The organism is Nocardiopsis aegyptia, assembly GCF_013410755.1.
Taxonomy (GTDB): Bacteria; Actinomycetota; Actinomycetes; order Streptosporangiales; family Streptosporangiaceae; genus Nocardiopsis; species Nocardiopsis aegyptia.
The window spans coordinates 1,418,517-1,436,518 of the sequence record NZ_JACCFS010000001.1 but is presented as its reverse complement, the minus strand read 5'-3'; the positions used below and the strand labels follow the sequence as shown (position 1 = coordinate 1,436,518).

General features: G+C 69.6%; 21 protein-coding genes, 1 tRNA gene and 2 pseudogenes. 7 read left to right on the top strand and 17 right to left on the bottom strand.

Annotated elements, in window-relative coordinates; genetic code table 11:
• The first annotated feature begins 17 nt into the window (after window positions 1-17).
• Both HNR10_RS06615 and HNR10_RS06610 read left to right on the top strand, forming a co-directional pair.
• Window positions 18-326: a hypothetical protein gene (locus tag HNR10_RS06615; RefSeq protein ID WP_179821661.1), complete on the top strand. Its 309-nt coding sequence runs from the start codon at window positions 18-20 to the stop codon at window positions 324-326.
• A gap of 11 nt (window positions 327-337) precedes the next feature.
• Window positions 338-700, top strand: coding sequence for a hypothetical protein (locus HNR10_RS06610; protein WP_179821659.1), 363 nt, complete (start codon window positions 338-340; stop codon window positions 698-700).
• Between the two features lie 145 nt (window positions 701-845).
• Here the strand turns inward: HNR10_RS06610 and HNR10_RS06605 are convergent, their stop codons facing one another.
• The gene (locus HNR10_RS06605) at window positions 846-1,733 is read right to left on the bottom strand and encodes an SAM-dependent methyltransferase (RefSeq protein WP_179821658.1); all 888 of its coding nucleotides are present in this window, start codon (window positions 1,731-1,733) and stop codon (window positions 846-848) included.
• 492 nt (window positions 1,734-2,225) lie between these two features.
• On the opposite strand from HNR10_RS06605, the gene HNR10_RS06600 reads away from it, so the two are divergent.
• Both HNR10_RS06600 and HNR10_RS06595 read left to right on the top strand, forming a co-directional pair.
• Window positions 2,226-2,933, top strand: coding sequence for a RibD family protein (locus HNR10_RS06600; protein WP_179821656.1), 708 nt, complete (start codon window positions 2,226-2,228; stop codon window positions 2,931-2,933).
• Window positions 2,930-3,403 carry a deaminase gene (locus HNR10_RS06595; RefSeq protein WP_179821654.1) on the top strand — a complete coding sequence of 158 codons (474 nt, stop codon included), beginning with the start codon at window positions 2,930-2,932 and terminating at the stop codon, window positions 3,401-3,403. Before HNR10_RS06600 ends, HNR10_RS06595 begins: the two co-directional genes overlap by 4 nt.
• 903 nt (window positions 3,404-4,306) lie before the next feature.
• Here the strand turns inward: HNR10_RS06595 and HNR10_RS06590 are convergent.
• Window positions 4,307-6,814: a DEAD/DEAH box helicase gene (locus HNR10_RS06590; RefSeq protein ID WP_179821652.1), complete on the bottom strand. Its 2,508-nt coding sequence runs from the start codon at window positions 6,812-6,814 to the stop codon at window positions 4,307-4,309.
• Between the two features lie 131 nt (window positions 6,815-6,945).
• Window positions 6,946-7,935, bottom strand: a complete 990-nt coding sequence (locus HNR10_RS06585) for a malate dehydrogenase (RefSeq protein ID WP_179821650.1) — start codon at window positions 7,933-7,935, stop codon at window positions 6,946-6,948.
• A gap of 259 nt (window positions 7,936-8,194) precedes the next feature.
• Here HNR10_RS06585 and HNR10_RS06580 point away from each other — a divergent pair.
• A tRNA-Ile gene (locus HNR10_RS06580) sits at window positions 8,195-8,268 on the top strand.
• A 176-nt stretch (window positions 8,269-8,444) separates the two neighbouring features.
• On the opposite strand, the pseudogene HNR10_RS32155 reads toward HNR10_RS06580, so the two are convergent.
• The 8 genes and pseudogenes from HNR10_RS32155 to HNR10_RS06540 form a co-directional block, all read right to left on the bottom strand.
• Window positions 8,445-8,987, bottom strand: a pseudogene (locus tag HNR10_RS32155) (site-specific integrase); the annotation flags it as partial.
• Window positions 8,988-9,497: 510 nt separating this feature from the next.
• Window positions 9,498-10,375, bottom strand: a pseudogene (locus tag HNR10_RS06570) (IS5 family transposase).
• A gap of 122 nt (window positions 10,376-10,497) precedes the next feature.
• A complete protein-coding gene (locus HNR10_RS06565) occupies window positions 10,498-10,809 on the bottom strand; it encodes a hypothetical protein (RefSeq protein WP_179821648.1) in 312 nt (103 codons plus the stop codon).
• Window positions 10,806-11,021 (bottom strand): hypothetical protein, encoded by a 216-nt coding sequence (locus HNR10_RS06560; RefSeq protein WP_179821646.1) that lies wholly within the window; start codon window positions 11,019-11,021, stop codon window positions 10,806-10,808. Before HNR10_RS06560 ends, HNR10_RS06565 begins: the two co-directional genes overlap by 4 nt.
• A gap of 49 nt (window positions 11,022-11,070) precedes the next feature.
• Window positions 11,071-11,403, bottom strand: a complete 333-nt coding sequence (locus tag HNR10_RS06555; protein WP_179821644.1) for a hypothetical protein — start codon at window positions 11,401-11,403, stop codon at window positions 11,071-11,073.
• Window positions 11,400-11,672: a hypothetical protein gene (locus tag HNR10_RS06550; RefSeq protein WP_179821642.1), complete on the bottom strand. Its 273-nt coding sequence runs from the start codon at window positions 11,670-11,672 to the stop codon at window positions 11,400-11,402. Before HNR10_RS06550 ends, HNR10_RS06555 begins: the two co-directional genes overlap by 4 nt.
• Before the next feature lie 72 nt (window positions 11,673-11,744).
• Entirely contained in the window at window positions 11,745-12,854 is a 1,110-nt protein-coding gene (locus tag HNR10_RS06545; protein ID WP_376769739.1) for a helix-turn-helix domain-containing protein, read from the bottom strand.
• 185 nt (window positions 12,855-13,039) lie between these two features.
• Complete coding sequence (locus HNR10_RS06540; RefSeq protein ID WP_179821638.1) at window positions 13,040-13,354, bottom strand: hypothetical protein; 315 nt, start codon at window positions 13,352-13,354, stop codon at window positions 13,040-13,042.
• A 122-nt stretch (window positions 13,355-13,476) separates the two neighbouring features.
• Here HNR10_RS06540 and HNR10_RS06535 point away from each other — a divergent pair, with 122 nt between their 5' ends.
• Window positions 13,477-13,956 carry a hypothetical protein gene (locus tag HNR10_RS06535; protein WP_179821637.1) on the top strand — a complete coding sequence of 160 codons (480 nt, stop codon included), beginning with the start codon at window positions 13,477-13,479 and terminating at the stop codon, window positions 13,954-13,956.
• A 42-nt stretch (window positions 13,957-13,998) separates the two neighbouring features.
• Here the strand turns inward: HNR10_RS06535 and HNR10_RS06530 are convergent, their stop codons facing one another.
• From HNR10_RS06530 to HNR10_RS06510, 5 genes are all read right to left on the bottom strand, one after another.
• Window positions 13,999-14,244, bottom strand: coding sequence for a hypothetical protein (locus HNR10_RS06530; RefSeq protein ID WP_179821634.1), 246 nt, complete (start codon window positions 14,242-14,244; stop codon window positions 13,999-14,001).
• Between the two features lie 284 nt (window positions 14,245-14,528).
• Window positions 14,529-14,753 (bottom strand): hypothetical protein, encoded by a 225-nt coding sequence (locus tag HNR10_RS06525; protein ID WP_179821633.1) that lies wholly within the window; start codon window positions 14,751-14,753, stop codon window positions 14,529-14,531.
• A gap of 58 nt (window positions 14,754-14,811) precedes the next feature.
• The gene (locus tag HNR10_RS06520) at window positions 14,812-15,585 is read right to left on the bottom strand and encodes an FtsK/SpoIIIE domain-containing protein (protein ID WP_179821631.1); all 774 of its coding nucleotides are present in this window, start codon (window positions 15,583-15,585) and stop codon (window positions 14,812-14,814) included.
• Complete coding sequence (locus tag HNR10_RS06515; protein ID WP_179821630.1) at window positions 15,569-16,528, bottom strand: hypothetical protein; 960 nt, start codon at window positions 16,526-16,528, stop codon at window positions 15,569-15,571. Before HNR10_RS06515 ends, HNR10_RS06520 begins: the two co-directional genes overlap by 17 nt.
• 302 nt (window positions 16,529-16,830) lie before the next feature.
• Entirely contained in the window at window positions 16,831-17,241 is a 411-nt protein-coding gene (locus HNR10_RS06510) for a hypothetical protein (RefSeq protein WP_179821628.1), read from the bottom strand.
• 187 nt (window positions 17,242-17,428) lie between these two features.
• On the opposite strand from HNR10_RS06510, the gene HNR10_RS06505 reads away from it, so the two are divergent.
• Window positions 17,429-17,623: a hypothetical protein gene (locus HNR10_RS06505; protein ID WP_179821627.1), complete on the top strand. Its 195-nt coding sequence runs from the start codon at window positions 17,429-17,431 to the stop codon at window positions 17,621-17,623.
• Here HNR10_RS06505 and HNR10_RS06500 read toward each other — a convergent pair whose 3' ends face one another.
• Window positions 17,624-17,995, bottom strand: coding sequence for a hypothetical protein (locus tag HNR10_RS06500; RefSeq protein ID WP_179821625.1), 372 nt, complete (start codon window positions 17,993-17,995; stop codon window positions 17,624-17,626).
• Window positions 17,996-18,002: the final 7 nt, after the last annotated feature.

Below are 18,002 nucleotides of genomic sequence, written 5' to 3'. Positions count from 1 at the left end.
TGGTGGGGATCTGGAGCATGGACGAGAGCCTGAGCGGGGTCCGTGCGTGCTGGTTGCGAGAGGAGGCCGTTCCGATGGCCGGGGCCTGCCCGGGATTCGTGACCGGCTACTGGACCTCCGACCCGGAGACCGGCAAGGGGCACACCCTCGCCGTCTTCGACGCCCACGCGGCGGCCGCGGCCTTCAAGGCACTGGTCGAGAGCCGCGCCGGGGAGTCGGCCCGGGCCGGGGTGACCCAGGACGTCCTGGCCCTGGTCGAGGTCGATGCCGCGGCCGGAGCCGCCGTGTCCGACGCAGCGGATCGTCCGCACCCGTCCGAGCCCTAGGGGAGGATGTCATGAACACGACGCCGGCCTTCAGGACGGGAGTGGCCCTGTGCGCCTCGATGGGCGCCCTCGCCGTCTTCTCCTTCCTCGCCGCACTGATCTGGCCCGGTCCGCCCTTCGCGCTGGCGCTGGCCGTCGGCGTGGCGGGAGCGGTCACCCTGGCGGCCGTGCCCGCGGCCTATCGCGGCGGCCGTACCGGTGCCCTCACCGTGATCGGAGCGCAGGTGGCGGCCATGCTGCTCGCCGCGGGGGTGTACGTCGATCCGAGCGCCCCGATGTGGGCGGTGTGGGTGACCACGGCCACGATCGTGGTGATGGTCGCGGGAGTGGCCCTCATGCTGACGGGACTGCGCCGATCGGTCGTGGCGCGGTAGCGGGGGCGCGGTGGCGGTGCCGGCCGGGTCCTTCGGGGCACCGGCGGGGCCGCCGCCGTGGGCAGTGGGCGCCGTGCGGCGGGCATGGGGAGGCCCCCGCCCGCTGCCGGGCCGGGGGGCTCAGACGCGGGTGCGGGGGGTGCCGTCAGAGTCGGCCCACGCCGCCGACGATGAGCCGCCGGTTGCGCTGCGGCATCTGGTAGCAGCCGGGGACGGGCGGCGCGACCGGCAGCGTCCGCCACCGCTGGGCCTGGAGCATGCCGGGGGGCACGGACTGCCAGCCCGCGAAGAACGCCTCGATCTCCCGCTCCGTACGCCAGCGCCCGGAACCCAGGTGCTCCGCGAAGACCTGCTCCAGTACGGCCGCGCGCTGGGCGTCCTTGGGAAAGGCGGTCGCGTCGGGGCGGCAGTAGTGGCTCAGGACCAGATGACTTCCGGGGGCGAGGGAGTCACGCAGGGTGGCGATGTGCCCGGCCGGATCGTCGGCGTCCGGCACGTGCGCCACCACACCGGTGAGCAGAAGCCCCACCGGCTCGTTCAGGTCGATGAACCTGGCCGTCTCGGCGTCGGCCAGCACGCGGTCGGGGGTGGTGAGACCGGCCTGCACCGCGGTGGTGGTCCGGCCGTCCCGGAGCAGGGCGCGGTGGTGGGTGAGGACCATGGGGTCGTCCGAGGCGTAGACCACCCGGGCGCCCGGATCGGCCTCGTGGGCGATCTCGTGGGGGTCGCCGGGTGCGGGCAGGCCGGCGCCGATCTGGATGAACTGCCTGATGCCGAGGTCCGCGGACAGGAACCGGACCGCCCGTTGGAGGAAGGCGCGTTCACCGAGGACGACGTCCTGGAAACCCGGGGCGGCCTGTTCGGCGCGGGTGGCCAGATCGCGGTCGACCTCGAAGTGGTCCTTCCCCTTGAGGTGGAAGGAGTGGAAACGCGCCAGACTGGGCCGTGCCAGGTCGACGACGGGCGGTGGTTTGGCCCGGACGTGTTTGCCCCCCGCCTGCCTCAGGAAATCGGGGGAGGTGAATCGAGACATCGCCGTCCTCTATGTGAGGTGGGGAAGTGAGCCGACCTCTGGATTGTATTCGTTGTTGACGGGCTTGTTAACCGAGTCACGGACACAGGTCGTAAAAACATCCGCCACTCTGCTCTTGTCGGGGTTGGCGATGCGTGTTACGCCGGACTTGGGAGGGCCAGGGCATATATGCTCAATGTCCAGTTTGCGAGGAATCTGGAGAGGTGCACGAAGGCACAAGCCCGCTGTTCACCCGGAAGAGGGGTTTCCCCGGGATGCAGGTGAGGCGGATGAGGTCGTCCGACGGCGCTCCACGGAGGCGTCCGCACGTGTGCGCGTAGCGGACACTGAGGGGCTGAATTAGGTCCCCACCTATTCTCGCGTGCAATTACGCGCCGACCGCACTGCCTGCGACAATCCGATGCGGCAGAGGTGAAAGCGGGGGAAGGCATCGACCGTGGGACGGGGGTCAATAAGTCCTTCCGATCGATGGGCCGGGGCTAACCTTGGGGCATGGACCGTCCGTACACCATCCTGAGCTGCGCGATGTCGATCGACGGCCGCATCGACGACGCCGGTCCCGACCGGTTGCGCCTGTCCAACGACGCCGACTTCGCCGAGATCGACGCGCTGCGCGCCGAGTGCGACGCGATCCTCGTCGGCGCGGGCACGCTGCGTGCCGACAACCCCCGCCTGCTCGTACGCTCGCCGGAACTGCGGAACCGGCGCCGCGCCGAGGGCCGGCCCGAGAACCTGCTCAAGTGCGTGGTCACCCGGTCCGGTGACCTCGACCCCGCCGCACGGTTCTTCACCACCGGCGAGGCCGGAGCGGTCGTGCACACCGGGGGAGCGGGCCTGCGCAACGCCCGCCGCGCGCTCGCGGGGCGCCCGGCCGACCTGCCGCCCGTCGACGTCGCCGACGCCGGGGACCCGCCCACGGCCAAGGGCGTCCTCACCGACCTCGCCGGCCGGGGCGTGGGCCGCCTCCTCGTGGAGGGCGGCGGGCACATCCACACGATGTTCCTCACCGAGGGCCTGGTCGACGAACTGCGCCTGGCCGTGGCCCCCTTCTTCGTCGGAGAGGAGGACGCGCCGCGCTTCGTCCTGCCCGGCCCCTTCGCCTTCACCCCGTCCTCGCCGCTGCGCCTGGCGGAGGCGCGCGCGCTCGGCGACGTAGCCGTCCTGCGCTACGTGGCCGGCCGGGCCGGGGACCGCGCGTGAGCCCCGTCGGGCCGCCGCCCGCCGACGGGGACGCCGACGCGCACTGGCTGCGCCGCACGGTCGAGCTGTCGCGGCTGTGCCCGGCCTCGGACACCGCGTTCTCGGTGGGCGCCGTGGTGGTGGCCGCCGACGGGGCCGTGCTCGGCGAGGGCTACTCACGCCGCGACGACCCCCACGACCACGCGGAGGAGGTGGCCCTGCGCGAGGTGGACACGGCCGACCCCCGGTTGGTGGGGGCCACCCTGTACTCGTCCCTGGAGCCGTGCAGTGCCCGCGCCTCACGGCCGCTGGCCTGCACCGGGCTGATCCTCACCACTCCCGTGCCCCGCGTGGTGTTCGCCTGGCGCGAGCCCGCGCTGTTCGTGGACTGCGACGGGGCCGAACGGCTGGCCGCGGCCGGCCGGACCGTGGTGGAGCGCCCCGACCTCGCGGCCGGCGTCCGGGAGGCCAACGCCCACCTCATGGTGTGAGGGAGTGTTTTTGGGCCTGCGGCTGTGCTTTTTTGGGGCCTCCGCCTGTGTTTTCTTTGGGCCTCCGCTTCGCTTTGGCCCGTGCTCGTGCGCCCGGAAGACGCGCCCTTCGGTCCTTCCGGTGCACTCCCTCGTTCCTCGGGAGTGCACCTCCAGGCCCTCCAGGACCCGTCGGCGCCCTCGCCCTACTCTCCGGCGCCCTCGCGGGCTCGGACGCGGGGCGCCGAGTAGCCAGTGTTCTTCGTCGTCGACTTGCCTTGCTCGCAAGCTCGCTGCGGCGCCGTCTCCTCCTGCAGAACACTGGCGCGCCCCTCGCGAACCCCCCAGCGGTCCCCTCACCTGTAGAGGCTTCAACCCCCCTGTAGCCCCCAACACTGAACGGCCTACCTTCACCCCCTCGGGTGGACGTAGGCCGATGTCGGGCAGCTTCAACCGGCTGGACTGAACGACCGACCTGCCCCCTCGGGGGTGAGGTGGGCTGTTCTCGTGCGGCTTCAACCTCCTGGACTGAACGGCCTGCCTGTCTCCCCCTTCGGGGGGTGAGATGGGTCGTTGTGTGCGGCTTCACCCTCCGGCTCTGGTGCAAAGGGGGGTCGGGCGTGCACACGCGGGTTTGCGGTGCCACAGGGGCTGGAGGTGAGCGGTTCAGGTCACGGGCGCCACAGGGGGTGTGAAGCCTCTACAGGGGTGGGGACCACAGGGGGGTTGCGGGGGGTGTGCGGGGTTGCGTGGGAGGAGCCGGAGCGAGGAACGAGCGCAGGCGCAGGCGACGACGAAGGACCCGGCGTGAAGCGCCCCGAACCCACACCGGCGTGAAGCGCCCCGAACCCAACCCGGCATGAAGCGCCCCGAACCCAACCCGGCGTGAAGCGCCCCGAACCCACCCGAACCCTCTCCGAACCCTCACAAGCGGTTGACGTCCACGACGTGCACGACCGCTCGGCCCTCGGCGTCGGAGGCGGCGAGGTCGACCTCCGCGCTGATGCCCCAGTCGTGGTCGCCCGCCGGGTCGGCGAAGATCTGCCGGACCCGCCACAGGCCGGATTCCTCCTCGATGAGCAGCATCTGCGGGCCGCGGGCGTCCGGGCCGGTCCCGATCGTGTCGTGCTCGGCGTAGTACGCCTCGACCGCCTCCGCCCACTCCTCGCCGGTCCACTCCCCGTCCTGGGAGAGCTTGCCGAGGTCGCCGTAGCGGCGGCGGGAGGCCAGCTCCACGCGGCGGAACATCTCGTTGCGCACCAGCACCTTGAAGGCGCGGGCGTTGGCGGTGATCGGCCGCACCCGCTCCTCGGCCGGCTCGACGCCCTCGGGGGCCTCCTCCTCGGGGTTGGTGAGCTGCTCCCACTCGTCGAGCAGGCTGGAGTCGACCTGGCGGACCAGCTCGCCCAGCCACTCGGTGAGGTCGCGCAGCTCCTCCGTCTTGGCGTCGTCGGGCACCGTCTGGTTCAGCGCCTTGTAGGCACTGGCGAGGTAGCGCAGGACGAGACCCTCCGAGCGCGCCAGCTCGTAGTGGCCCACGTACTCGACGAAGGTCATCGCGCGCTCGTACATGTCGCGCGCCACCGTCTTGGGCCGCAGCGGGTGGTCGCCCACCCAGGGGTGGCCGGTCCGGTAGACCTCGTAGGCGTGGTCGAGCAGCTCCTCCAGCGGCTTGGGGTAGTCGATCTCCTCCAGCCGCTCCATGCGCTCGTCGTACTCGATACCGTCCATCTTCATCTGCTGGACTGCCTCGCCGCGGGCCTTGTTGAGCTGGGCGCCGAGGATCTGCCGCGGGTCGTCCAGGGTGGACTCCACGACGGTGAGCGCGTCCAGGTGGTAGGTCGGCGACTCCTTGTCGAGCAGCTCCAGTGCGGCCAGCGCGAACGTGGACAGCGGCTGGTTGAGCGCGAAGTCGGCCTGCAGGTCGACGGTCAGGCGCGCGGTGCGGCCCTGGGCGTCGGGCTCCGGCAGCGTCTCGACGATGCCGCCGTCCAGCAGCGAACGGTAGATGGCGATCGCCTCGTGGATGTGGCGGCGCTGGGTCCTGCGGTCGTCGTGGTTCTCGGTGAGCAGGTGCTTCATGGCGGCGAAGCAGTTGCCGGGCCGCGAGATCACGCTCAGCAGCATCGCGTTGCTCACCCGGAACCGGGAGGTGAGCGGTTCGGGGTCGGCGGCGATGAGCTTCTGGAACGTCGCCTCGTCCCAGGCGACGAAGCCCTCCGGGGCCTTCTTGCGCACCACCTTGCGCCGCTTCTTGGTGTCGTCGCCCGCCTTGGCCAGGGCCTTCTCGTTCTCGATGACGTGCTCGGGCGCCTGGGCGACCACGTGGCCGACGGTGTCGAACCCGGCGCGGCCGGCCCGTCCGGCGATCTGGTGGAACTCGCGGGCGCGCAGGCGGCGCACGCGCACGCCGTCGTACTTGCTCAGGGCGGTGAACAGGACCGTGCGGATGGGCACGTTGACGCCCACGCCGAGGGTGTCGGTGCCGCAGATGACCTTGAGCAGCCCGGCCTGTGCGAGCCGTTCGACGAGGCGCCGGTACTTGGGGAGCATCCCGGCGTGGTGCACGCCGATGCCGTGCCGCACGTAGCGGGACAGGTTCCGGCCGAACTTGGTGGTGAAGCGGAAGTTGCCGATCTCGTCGGCGATCGCCGCCTTCTCCTCCTTGGTGCACATGTTGATGCTGGTCAGCGACTGTGCGCGCTCGATGGCCTGCGCCTGGGTGAAGTGCACGATGTACACGGGGGCCTGGCCGTCGCCGAGCAGCTCCTCCAGCGTCTCGTGCAGGGGGGTGACGCGGTAGTCGTAGTAGAGGGGGACGGGGCGCTCGGCGGAGGCGACCACGGCGGTGGAGCGGCCGGTGCGCTTCTCCAGGTCCTCCTCGAAGCGGCTGACGTCGCCCAGGGTCGCCGACATCAGCAGGAACTGGGCCTGGGGCATCTCCAGGAGGGGGACCTGCCAGGCCCAGCCGCGGTCGGGTTCGGCGTAGAAGTGGAACTCGTCCATGACCACGGTGTTGATGTCCGCGTGCGCGCCCTCGACCAGCGCGATCTGGGCGAGGACCTCGGCGGTGCAGCACACGATGGGGGCGTCGGAGTTGACGCTGGCGTCGCCGGTCATCATGCCGACGTTCTCGGTGCCGAAGATCTTGCAGAGGTCGAAGAACTTCTCCGACACCAGGGCCTTGATGGGCGCGGTGTAGAACGCGCACTCGTCTCGGGCCAGCGCGGCGAAGAGGGCGCCGGTGGCGACCATGCTCTTGCCGGAACCGGTGGGGGTGTTGAGGATGACGTTGGACCCGGAGACGACCTCGATGAGCGCCTCCTCCTGATGTGGGTACAGGGTGAGGCCCCGCTCCTCGCACCACGAGGCGAACGCCTCGAAGAGGGAATCGGGTTCGGGTTCGGCGGGAAGAACATCGATGAGACTCACGGTTCTATACTGCCCGCTCCCCGACCCCCGTCGGGACGTGCGCCCTCCGCACGCGCGAAGGGGGCGCTCCCCGTGGGAACACCCCCTCGTCACCGCGAACCGCCCGCCGCGCGGCGGAGGGCTCGTCGGGCTCAGACCAGGCCGAGCTCCTTGACGGTGTCGCGCTCCTCGACGAGCTCCTTGACGGAGGCGTCGATGCGGCCGCGCGAGAAGTCGTCGATCTCCAGGCCCTGGACGATCTCCCACTTGCCGTTCTTCGACACGACGGGGAAGGAGGAGATGAGGCCCTCGGGAACGCCGTAGGAACCGTCGGAGGGGATGGCCGCGGAGGTCCAGTCGCCCTCGGGGGTGCCGTTGACCCAGTCGTGGACGTGGTCGATGGCGGCGTTGGCGGCGGAGGCGGCCGAGGAGGCGCCCCGGGCCTCGATGATCGCGGCGCCGCGCTTGGCGACGGTCGGGATGAAGTCGTTCTCCAGCCAGGCCTGGTCGCCGACGGCCTTGGCGGCGTTGGCGCCGTTGACCTCGGCGTGGAACAGGTCGGGGTACTGGGTGGCGGAGTGGTTGCCCCAGATGGTGAGCTTCTTGATGTCGTTGATCGACACGTCGAGCTTCTTGGCGAGCTGAGTGAGCGCGCGGTTGTGGTCCAGGCGCGTCATCGCGGTGAAGCGCTCGGCGGGCACGTCGGGAGCGTGGCTCTGCGCGATGAGGGCGTTGGTGTTGGCGGGGTTGCCGACCACCAGGACGCGGATGTCGTCGGCCGCGCCGGCGTTGATGGCCTCGCCCTGGGGCTTGAAGATGCCGCCGTTGGCCTGGAGGAGGTCACCGCGCTCCATGCCCTTGCCGCGGGGACGCGCGCCGACCAGCAGGCCCACGTTGGCGCCCTCGAACGCCTGGCGGGCGTCGTCGAAGATGTCGATGCCCTGCAGCAGGGGGAAGGCGCAGTCGTCCAGCTCCATCGCCGTGCCCTCGGCGGCCTTGACGGCCTGCGGGATCTCCAGCAGGCGCAGCTTCACCGGGGTGTCGGCGCCGAGCAGCTGGCCGGAGGCGATCCGGAACAGCAGGGCGTAGCCGATCTGGCCGGCGGCGCCGGTGACGGTGACGTTGACGGGTACTTGGGCCATGACGTGAACTCTCCTGACGACGATGTGCGACCCGCGATGTTACCAACGGGTAGAAGCGGCGTCCGTGCCGGGCGCTGGGGTCCACCGGGCGCGCGCCGCACCTCACCACCCTAGACCGACGCCGTACACGCCCCGTGACCCAGGTGCGGGGTACACGCCGCCGCCCCGCCGCGGACGACGTCAGCCCCTGTCGAATGGCGGATTCACGGCGCGGTAACGCCGGACACACCCTGTTAGGATGACGTGTGCCGACGACGGCGGGCCGGTAGCTCAGTTGGTCAGAGCAGGGGACTCATAATCCCTGGGTCGCGGGTTCGAGTCCTGCCCGGCCTACCCCCTGTGAACTGCGGTTTCCTCGTTACAGACGCTCCCTGCCGGTTCCCCCAACCCCCTTGGGGGACCGTAGGGGGACCGGGAGTCCCGGAACCGGTCCCCGACGCCGCCCGAGGAACCATCCGCGCGGACGCCTCCGCGGCCTCGTGCGCCACCTCCGGAAGCACGCTCGCGTAGATGTCCGCCGTGATCGTGATCGACGAGTGACGCAGCATCGCCTGGACAGTCTTCATGTCGACGCCGGCCGCGAGCGCGAGCGTCGCCGCCCCGTGCCGAAGGTCATGAAGACGGATCGGCGGGAGCCCTGCGTCGAACGCGATCCGCTCGAACTCCTCGGTGAGCGTCGCGGGGTGCAGCGGCGCCCCGTTCTCCCGTGCGAACACATGCCCGACGCCCTCCCACGCGTCACCCCACGCAAGCCGCTCCTCGTTCTGCCGTGCCCGGTGCGCCCGCAGGACGTCTACGGTGGCCTTGTCCAGAGCGATAGTCGCCTCCGACCCGTCAGTCTTGAGATCGGCTTCTTCGACCTCCCAGCCGATCTGACGGCGCTGCCTGCTCGGGGTCACCGTCCCGGCGTCCAAGTCGACGTCCGGCCAGCGCAGGCCGGCCGCCTCACCACGCCGTAGGCCCCGGAACGCGATCAGGTGGAACGCCGCATAGAGCCGGTGCTCGACGGCGTGGTCCAGGAACGCCCCGGTCTGCGGGGGCGTGTACACCATCACGGGCGAGGGCCGTTCCACGGACCGCCACGTCTTGAAGCCCAACACGGCCTGGCCCCGGGCCTTCGCCTGAGCTTCGGCGTGCGCCGCTTCCTCGAACCGGGACCGCCACGCCTCGACTCGCTCCCGTGTCCACACCAGCGCCTTGGCCTTCCTGCCCGGCTTGAGGTCCACGAGCTGCGCGACATTCACGTCCATCAGGCGCTGCTTCACCGCGGCCGACAGGCAGGACCGGAGCGTCGCCCTGATCCGCTGCTGTGTGACCGGGCCGGTGACCTTGCGGCCCTTCATCGTCGCGCGCACCTGCGGATCGTCGGACTCGCGCGCTGCCTTGACCTGGGCGTTGGCCGCCTCGATCGCCTCGAACATCGCCGCGACGTGGTCCACCCGCAGCTTGTCGAGTTCGGCGTGCCCGAGGTGCGGCTTCAAGTAGAGGCGGCCGTGCTCACCGTACTTCTCCGAGGTGGACCGAGCGAGGCTGTTCTTGCCGGCTAGGGCCTGTTTGGAAAGTCAGAGCCATTCGTTGATGGCAGCGATCTGGATGGTGGCCTCGTAGCGAAGGGCGAGCTTGTCATAGCGCGTGGCCACCGCCCGGTTGCGTTTGAGCCGGTTGATCGCGCACTCGACCGCGTGCCGGGCCCGATAATCGACCTTGTCGAAGCCGGGCGGGCGCCCGCCCCGACCCCCTTTGCGCTTGCGGTTGCGCACCCGGTCGGCAGGCTCGGGAATAGTCGCCTTGATCTTGCGTCTGCGCAGGTAGGCACGGATCTTCTTCGAGCTGTAGGCCTTATCCGCGCGCACCCGCACCGGCCGGGTGCGCGCGGGCCCGCTCCGCCCGTGCCCGGCCACCCGGATACGTTCCATGACCGTCTCGAACTGGGGGGCGTCCCCGCGCTGGCCGGCCGTGACCACCACCGACAGGGGCTTTTGGCGCTGCTCGCAGGCCAGGTGGATCTTCGTGGTCCACCCGCCCCGCGAGCGTCCCAGCCCATGGTCGTCGGGCTCGTCCGTTCCGTGATCTTCCCGGTCCCCTTTTTCGCGGCTCCGGCGGCGTGCTGGTGGGCGCGCACGATGGTGGAGTCGACGTTGACCTGCCAGGTGATCAGGCCCGCCGCGTCGGCCAGGGCGCGCAGGGCGTCCAAAATTTGGGCCCAGGTGCCGTTGCGGGTCCAGCGGCGGAAGAGGTCGTAGACGCTCTGCCAGGGGCCGTAGCGTTCGGGTACGTCGCGCCAGGGAGCACCGGTCCGCACACGCCAGCGGATGCCGTTGATCAGGGTGCGCTTGGAGTGCGAGGGCGGACGGCCGGTGGCCGGCACGGGCAGGAGCGGTTCGAGCACAGACCATTGGGCGTCGGTGAGGTCACCGCGCCCGGGGCCGGGTAGGGTCACAGCGAAGCCTTCGGTGGGCTTGGTCTTCTTGGTCGTTGACTCATCTACCGAAGGCTTCGCCTATGTGCGGGGCGACACGCCTGGCGTGACCGGATCGGTGCTTTTGCCCCTGATCACACCAGTTACCAAACAGGCCCTAGCCAGTTGTCGAAGAACGACCCGAACAGGAGCTTGGTCGTGACGTCGCGTCCGCGACCGGCCTTGACCTTCTCCGCCGACATGGCGTCGGGGGCATCGTCCTGGGAGGCGAAGCCGCCCCGCTTGAGGAACCGACGCCGACCGTTCGTGCCGGCCTCCAGCTCCAACTTGAAGTACCAGGTGCCGTGCCGCGGGTTCCAGGTGCCGTTCTTCCGGCGCAGGTCGGGACACTTCTGCCCGAGCTCCTTGCCGCCATCGTCGCGGCACCGACACCTCTTGTACGTGCTGCCCTTCACTCGGGGCCCTCCTCCGGATCGTCCGACTGGAACCGTCCGGGATGGCGTCGGCGCATGATCCTGTCCGCAGCTTCCTCTCCCTCTTGGCGCTCCCGCTCACGGTCCTCCTCGGTGCGGTTGGCCAGGTATTCCCGGTGCCGACCCCACAGGATCTTGTCGACCTGGATGCGGAGACGTCGAACAACGGTCTTCCACGGGAGTCCGGCATCCATGGCGGCCAACATGGCGGGCGCGTCCTCGGACGGTGGGGCGCGCGGACACCTACCGGGCGAGGCTGGCCACGTGCACGGCCAGGGCAGCCCCCTCCTCCTTGGTGAGCGTGCGTCCCACCGCGCGCACCTGGTCAGAGATGAACTCGACGGTCACCGGCAGACCAGGGAGCTTCCCGGCAGCCGCGCCGGCGTGCTCGCTGAACCGGTCCGCGAGTGCAGCCAACTCCTCACCCGCGAGCGGTTCGCCCTGGGTGTCGGTGACCTGGCCGTGGTCGATGAAGTACATGTCCAGCCGGGCCCGGCGGGGGAGCGGTCCGCGCCTCAGCCCCGGGTCGCGGCTGGTACGGGGCGCGGTCTGCCGGGCAAGTTCTTCGAGGGTCACGACCGCACCACCCGCGGGTAGAGCTGGGAGTGCAGCCGCATCCACGCGGACCTCAGGTTGCCCCACGCGCCCGCTTCCTCGATGGTGCGGTCCATGAGGGTGCCGGGCCGGGCGAAACTGTCGGACACCATCTCCGCGGCGAGCAGGTTGACCAGGTCGGCGAGCGCCTGGCGCTGTTCGACGTCGAGTTGGTCGTTGGCGATCGCGTCGACGAGGCGGTCTGTGGTCTCTCTGCGAGGCTGGGGGAATCCCCCGTGTGAGGTGTCCATGCCGCCATGGTTCCGGCGACCGAACCACCCGCAGGAGACGACCAGTGGTGACAACCTGATCCGTCAGCACTGTCACCGGTCCCCGCCCGCCTCCAACGCCAATCGCTCCCGATAGTCCACCACCAGGCGCTCACCCGCATACCGGTCTTCCAGTTCAGAGAGCATACCGCGCGCCCACGACGTCAACGCACCCGACCTGCGCTCGGACTCGAACGCCGCTTCGCCCAAGGACACAGCCTCATCCAACGCGCCCCGTCGCGCCGCGAGGATGCCCAAGTTCAGGCGCGCCGTCGCCAACCTCATTGGCCGGTACTCGCGCTGGTACCGGTCCGCCATCTCCGACGCGTACTCGCCCGCGGCCTCATCCCACCCCAACCAGGTGTAGGCCGTCGCCCCGTGGCTGGTGAGCTTGTCCGGGTCGAACACGAAGTGGTGCTCGGGCTGGTCCGTGGCCGGCAACTGGGCGAGCATCTTCCCGGCCTCACCGAGCAGCCGGTGCGCCTGGTCATCCCCCAACTTCGCCGACGCCTTGGCCTGCTGAACGAGGAGCTGCACGCCACCACTGGAAATCCCGGCGTGGGCACGGCCAGCCTCCGCAGCGGCCACCACCGCCTGGTACCGGCCCTCAGACAGTGCGAACCACGCGGTGATCTCATACGCCCACGCGATGATCTCGCCGTGCCCTGCCTGCTCGCCCAACTGGTGAGCCATCTTCCGGGCGGTCTCCGCGGCGAGCCGGTCACCGACATCGAAGTGGACACACCCCAGGAGCGCGGACAGCCACCCCACGTGGACGAGGAGCTCCCGGTGTTCAGCGAGGGTGGTACGCCGCTCCAACAGCCCCAGGGCGTGGCTCAGGAGCTTCTTGGAGCGGTCCCGCAGGACCGGCCCCGGCGCGGTCGGGTAGTCGCGGCAGAGTTGATCTACGGCGCCCCCGAGGACGTCCAGGGTGCCTGCCCCAAGGTCGGAGGTTTCCGCGCGCCGCATGAACTCCAAGACGTCACCGGTCTCTGCCAGGTCGTCGGACGGAGGCGGTGCGTCGACCAAAACGACGAGGTCCCCGCCGGCGTTGAGCGCCTTGTCCACGGCGTCGGCGAGCGCGGATGAGGGCCGCTGCTTCCCAGTGAGGACACGGGACAGGTAGGCGTGGTCGAAGCGGGTACGGCGGGCGAGTTCCCGCACGGACACGCACTGTTTGGCGAGGGCGTCTCGTACCGCTTCACCGAAGGACGCGGGTGCTGCGGGGGTAGGCTTTGGCATGAGGGCTCCGCCTTGCTGATTGGTCGCACAACCAGCGTATGGTGGGGCCCTCGCCGTGTCAGGGGCGCGGCTGGGTTGTGACCGGGCGCCCGACCCGCACGGGCGCTTCACTCAAGGGACTCGCCCAACGATTCCTTGTGAAGAACTCGCCGCCGCAACTCCCCAAGCCAGGGCTCCTTCAACGCCACCACCGGACCTAGCTGCGTCTGGCATTGCCTGGCAATGATCCCGTCGCCATCCCTGCGTACAAGGAACTTGTAGGTGTCCATGATGTTCCGCTGCTGGTCAGACCGGGCCATGTGCAGTATCAGGACGCTGTCTGCGAAGGGGTAGGCGAAGTCGATGACCACGTTTGTGAGGTCGCCGAGCAGGATCTCGTCTTCGTCGAGGTCCTGATTCTCGTCTATGTCTTTCTCATCCATCCCGCCATCGTCGCGCGGGACTGGTCTGGTCGGGGCAACGAGGCCGCCAACTCCCAGCCGTGTTGCTCCCAGGGTTGGGAGAAGCTGGGAGCAAGCGGGGGACGAACCGCTACCGTGCCGCCATGAACATCGACTGGAGCAAGGTCTTGAGCGACCCCGCATGGTGGTCCGCACTCTCTGCCCTCTTCGCCCTCATCGTCGCCATCGTCAGCTTCTTCGCAGCAAGCAAGGCAGCAAGCGCAGCTAGCCGCTCAGCCGAAGCCGACGAACTCTCCTCCCGCCTCGCCAAGGGACTCGCCCGAACCTGCCACGCACGCTGGGAAATCAAGATCCACGGCCAGATGTACGACCCAAACGCTGACTTCAAGCAGGACGAACACGGCACCGGGACCGTGAAGAACGTTGGCGATGAAGTCGCCTTCGACGTGCATGCGACAGGCGACATCCACAAACGCAATCCGGTGCCGAAGGTGCAGCCCGGCCAGGAGTTCACGTTCCAATACGACATATCACCCGAAGACGGCAAGAACGTCTACATCGAGTGGAGCCGACCGGAAGAGTTCGAGGACGGGCGGCTACAGATCCGGCACGGATTCTTCTGACACGCAGAAGGCCCCTCCGAAGAGGGGCCCATGGGGGAGCGACTACATGCCCCACTCGTCCTGGAGCTGAAGAGCGTTCTCGTCATCGGGCATCGACGCGTAGGCCGTCCGGATCGTCGCAACTACCTGGGCTGCCATGAAGTGCGCTTGTGCTCGCTGAACCAGCGGGACGGGCATGTTCGGCTCTCTGCCCTCCGCCTTGGCAAGCAGCTTCTCGCCCTGTTTGAAGTGCTCCGGTCCCGTCATCGCAACCCCCTCGGTTGTCCTGGTGGCCATCATGCGCATCACACCGGCACCGAGACCAGCACCGCCACGACCGGGGCGCCGGCCAGACAGCACCACCGGATCGCGTCCTCCACCTTCGTGCGGAGCAAGGGAGTGTCCAAGCCTGCGGGGCCGGAAGCGGACACGCGAACGGCCCCCAGGACGTCGCCTGGGGGCCGTGCATCGCCGCCCCCTCTACGGGGCCTAGCGGGTCTACATTGCAGGTCACAGAGGGCCTACAGGAGTAGAGGGAGGGTCTATTCCGTAGACCCCACGGGCCTATCCGTAGACCCCCCTCAGACCCCCTCCTAGACCCGGTCCAACGCGTCCTGAACACGCTCCCGCCGGTACCCGTTCCGGTTCTTCCCGTCAATGTTGAGCTGTCCCGGGTACAGCCCGGCAGGCTTCACCGCGTCCGCCAGCCGGTCGCCGTCCCACCCCGCGTACTCGTCGGAGACGGCCGCCAAGCGCGGGAGGAGATCCGCGGTGTGGACCCCCTTCGGATGCGTCATCGCTTCCAGGATCGCCGTCAACAACCGCACCTCGGGCCGGTCCGCCGTCGCTGGCAGCGTCCCCGCCTCCCTGCGCAGCTCATACGCCCGGTCCGCCAACGCCTGCAACTCGCCCCGCTCCGGGTCGATGAACGCCGCCCGCGTCTGCGCAGGCGTCGAACCCTCCGCGAGCAGGTAGCCGGCCCCGCTGGTCCGGCTCGAACCGCGCGGCCGAGTAGCCGCGGCCCGCCCACCCCGAACCGAGGATCGTGTCCGAGGCGGCCGGCGTCGTGCACCGCAGCGCCCACCGGATCGACAGGATGTCCCTCAACCTGGTCGGCACCACCTCAGCCGCGGGCCGCTGCGTGATGACGCCCGTGATGATCCCGGCCGCGCGTCCCCGCCCGACGATGTCCGCGAGCATCACCATGAACTTCTCGTTCGACTTCTTGTCCCCGCCCGCCGACCAGTACTGGACCTCGTCGATGTGCACCACGATCGGGTGCAGGTTGTGCCGCTCCGCGATGTCCTCGGTGACCTTCGGGACCCCGAGCTTGCGCAGGAGCCCGTACCGACGGTCCATCTCGACGCGTACTCCGTCGAGGAAGTCGAGCATGTCGTCCGGGTCCTTGCTGGTCAGCACACCGGCCGCCATCGCCTTCCACACCATGAGGTCGAACCCGAACTTGCCGTCAGCGAGGTACACCTTCACCCGCGGGTCGAGGAAGAACCACGCCAGCACGTTGTTGCTGGCCACGGACTTACCACCGCCCGGTTCGCCCCCGATCATGTACGACCGTTCGACCATCTTCGTTTCGACGGCCCGCCCGCGCGGGTCCCGGCCGGCGAACAGCTTGTCACGCCAGAAGTTCACCGGCCCCGCGCTGCACCAGCGGGCTGACGACCCGCTCACCCTGCATCGGGTCCTCATCAGCGACCCACAGCTTCACCCGTCCGGCGTGCCCCTTCACGGGGTCCATGGCCACCTGCACTTCGTCGACACCGATCGCGCCGGCCAGCTCCCCACGGCGCTTCGCCGCGGCCTTGTACGTCGTCCCGGGCGGGAGTTCGATCGTGGACTCCCACGCGTTGCCGGTGCGGGTGACCGGCCCGATGATGCGCAGGTCATCGACCCTGCGGGCGAGCTTCGCGGACACGAACACCCGCTTGACCTCCTTGCCCGAGGGGGCCGGTCCCAGTGCGGCGTGACCGGCGTCCGCGCCCGCTGTGGTGAGGCGGCGTCGCTCGAACACCCCGGCCACGGTGAGGACCAGGAGCACTGGGAGCAGGACCGCGCCGGGGCCGACGAGGAACCACGCGGCGATGCCCCCGCCGACGAGGGTCCCGCTGGTCGCGAGGGTGATGTTGCGGCGTACCCGGCGGGTGTCCAGGACCAGCTTCGGGTTGGTGGCAAGGTGCTGGTCGAGCTCAGCGGCCGTCATCCACCGCCATACCGTGCCGGCGCCCCGGGCGGTGCCGACCGTGCCGTACACGACTTCGTGCTTGAGGATCGCGAGGGCGACCAGGTCGGGGCGCTTGGCGAGGTCACCGGCCTTACGGACGCTGGTGGGCACGAGCACGTTGGGCTTGAGCCGGGGCAGGACGGCCACCTCGTCGGAGGGGCCGCCCACGCCCTGGTCCTCCTGGTCGTCGACGAGTTCGGCGTCCTCGATGTGCGGCTCAATGTCGGTGCCGGGTTCGTCCCGTACACGCAGGGGCGGGGCGCTGTCCGCCTTGGTGCTGCGGGTGGGGAAGTGGATGACCTCGCCTCCGATGTTGACCAGTCGGGGCGCGTCGTCGGGGATGCGTTCGGGCATGATCGTGGTGCCTCTCTTTGGGGTGGCGGCCCGCCCGGTCCCTGGAAAGTCGGGGCGGGCCGCGTTGTCAGTGGTGGTCAGGCGCCGTCGTTGAGGCCGGCGCGTCGCACCCGCGCCAGCTCGTTCTTCGTGGTGCGGGAATCCGAGGGTGTCCCGGACGTTTGCAGCCGGCGCCCGCACGGGGCCGTCCACACCATGTGGCCCTTACGGCCAGCGGCCACGGTCCACCCATCCGAGCGGGCCTTCTCAGCGGCCTTGCCCAGCTCCTGCGGGAGCCGCTTCGGTAGTCGCGGCACGGTCTGTCACCCCTCCCCGCGCCGCCCCGGGACGGCCAGCCAGGTCGTCACCGAGACCACGGCGATGCGGTTCTCCGCGGTGTGGCGGTGCGTATGGCGCCTCGCCCGCGTGCCGGGGGCGGGTGCGCAGCGCCTCAGAGAGGGCGTCGTACAGAGCATCTTGTGGCCAGCGGTCAGCGGGTTGGGCTGGCCGTACTGGTCCTCGCTGCCCTCCTGGCCGCACAGGACGCAGGCCGGGTTCTCGGCGATCACTGCGGCGCTGATGCGTGGCCAATCGGGGCCGTACCGGTCCACCCAGGACGGGCGGCTGGTGGCCGTCCGGCGCTGGATCTCGGCCTGGCAGTCAGGGCACCGCCGGTTCGGGGTGAGGCGGTTGCACACGTGGCCGTGCACACCGAGGCAGGGGCGCAGGGGCACGGCAACCTCCTGGGCTCGAGAGACGACCGTGGACGTAAAGGGAACAACTTGCCCTGGTTTGATGTTCTTTGACCTAGTCGTCCTTCTCATAGGGAGTACTCAACCTCACCATTCGCATCACCCGAACACGCGTTCGATGATGCCTGAAGTGGGTTGCCTCCGGTCGGGTCTAGGAGGGCCCACGAATATGCAAGCAGGACGACTAATCAAGGTTGCTGTCTGCCTTGCACTGGCAGCGGTTGTCGGCACTCTGAGCAAGCTGGACGGTGCGGGCGCCTACACGATCGCCATCCACGTCATCGTGACGTTCATCAGTACCGCGGGCGCACTCCCATTCCTCGAGCACCTGTTGGGGCTGGCCGGGTGCTGCTCGAAGGAATAGTCAGACCATCCGGAGTCCGCAGGGCTGTGGGCGTTCACGAGTGACACGTTCGACGGGGAGGATGTCGATCAGGCAGCAGAGGCTACGGCCGCGGTCAGTCTCCATCTCGGCGGCGGCCAGGAGTCGGGCGGCGTGGCTGATCGCTTCGTCCTCGGTCGGCAGGTCGGCCGCGCTGGTTGTCCTTCGTGGTTGTCTGGTCGGCCTTGTGATGTCCTCGGCGGCGACCACCTGGACGTGGACGTCGCCGAGGCGCTCCGCGAGCGCCTCTTGGAGAGCGGTGGCGGTCTCGGGCGCGGTCGTGGGATCGACACGGACCAGAACGGTGTCACCGGGTCGAAGTGCGATGGCTTGGTCGATGGTCGGGATGTCCACGGCCTCT

Bases quoted from the DNA above. Each gene is read 5' to 3' on its own strand.
- HNR10_RS06615 (WP_179821661.1), top strand. From the start codon at position 18: ATGGACGAGAGCCTGAGCGGGGTCCGTGCGTGCTGGTTGCGAGAGGAG.
- HNR10_RS06610 (WP_179821659.1), top strand. From the start codon at position 338: ATGAACACGACGCCGGCCTTCAGGACGGGAGTGGCCCTGTGCGCCTCG.
- HNR10_RS06605 (WP_179821658.1), bottom strand. From the start codon at position 1,733: ATGTCTCGATTCACCTCCCCCGATTTCCTGAGGCAGGCGGGGGGCAAA.
- HNR10_RS06600 (WP_179821656.1), top strand. From the start codon at position 2,226: ATGGACCGTCCGTACACCATCCTGAGCTGCGCGATGTCGATCGACGGC.
- HNR10_RS06585 (WP_179821650.1), bottom strand. From the start codon at position 7,935: ATGGCCCAAGTACCCGTCAACGTCACCGTCACCGGCGCCGCCGGCCAG.
- HNR10_RS06560 (WP_179821646.1), bottom strand. From the start codon at position 11,021: ATGGATGCCGGACTCCCGTGGAAGACCGTTGTTCGACGTCTCCGCATC.
- HNR10_RS06550 (WP_179821642.1), bottom strand. From the start codon at position 11,672: ATGGACACCTCACACGGGGGATTCCCCCAGCCTCGCAGAGAGACCACA.
- HNR10_RS06540 (WP_179821638.1), bottom strand. From the start codon at position 13,354: ATGGATGAGAAAGACATAGACGAGAATCAGGACCTCGACGAAGACGAG.
- HNR10_RS06535 (WP_179821637.1), top strand. From the start codon at position 13,477: ATGAACATCGACTGGAGCAAGGTCTTGAGCGACCCCGCATGGTGGTCC.
- HNR10_RS06515 (WP_179821630.1), bottom strand. From the start codon at position 16,528: ATGCCCGAACGCATCCCCGACGACGCGCCCCGACTGGTCAACATCGGA.
- HNR10_RS06505 (WP_179821627.1), top strand. From the start codon at position 17,429: ATGCAAGCAGGACGACTAATCAAGGTTGCTGTCTGCCTTGCACTGGCA.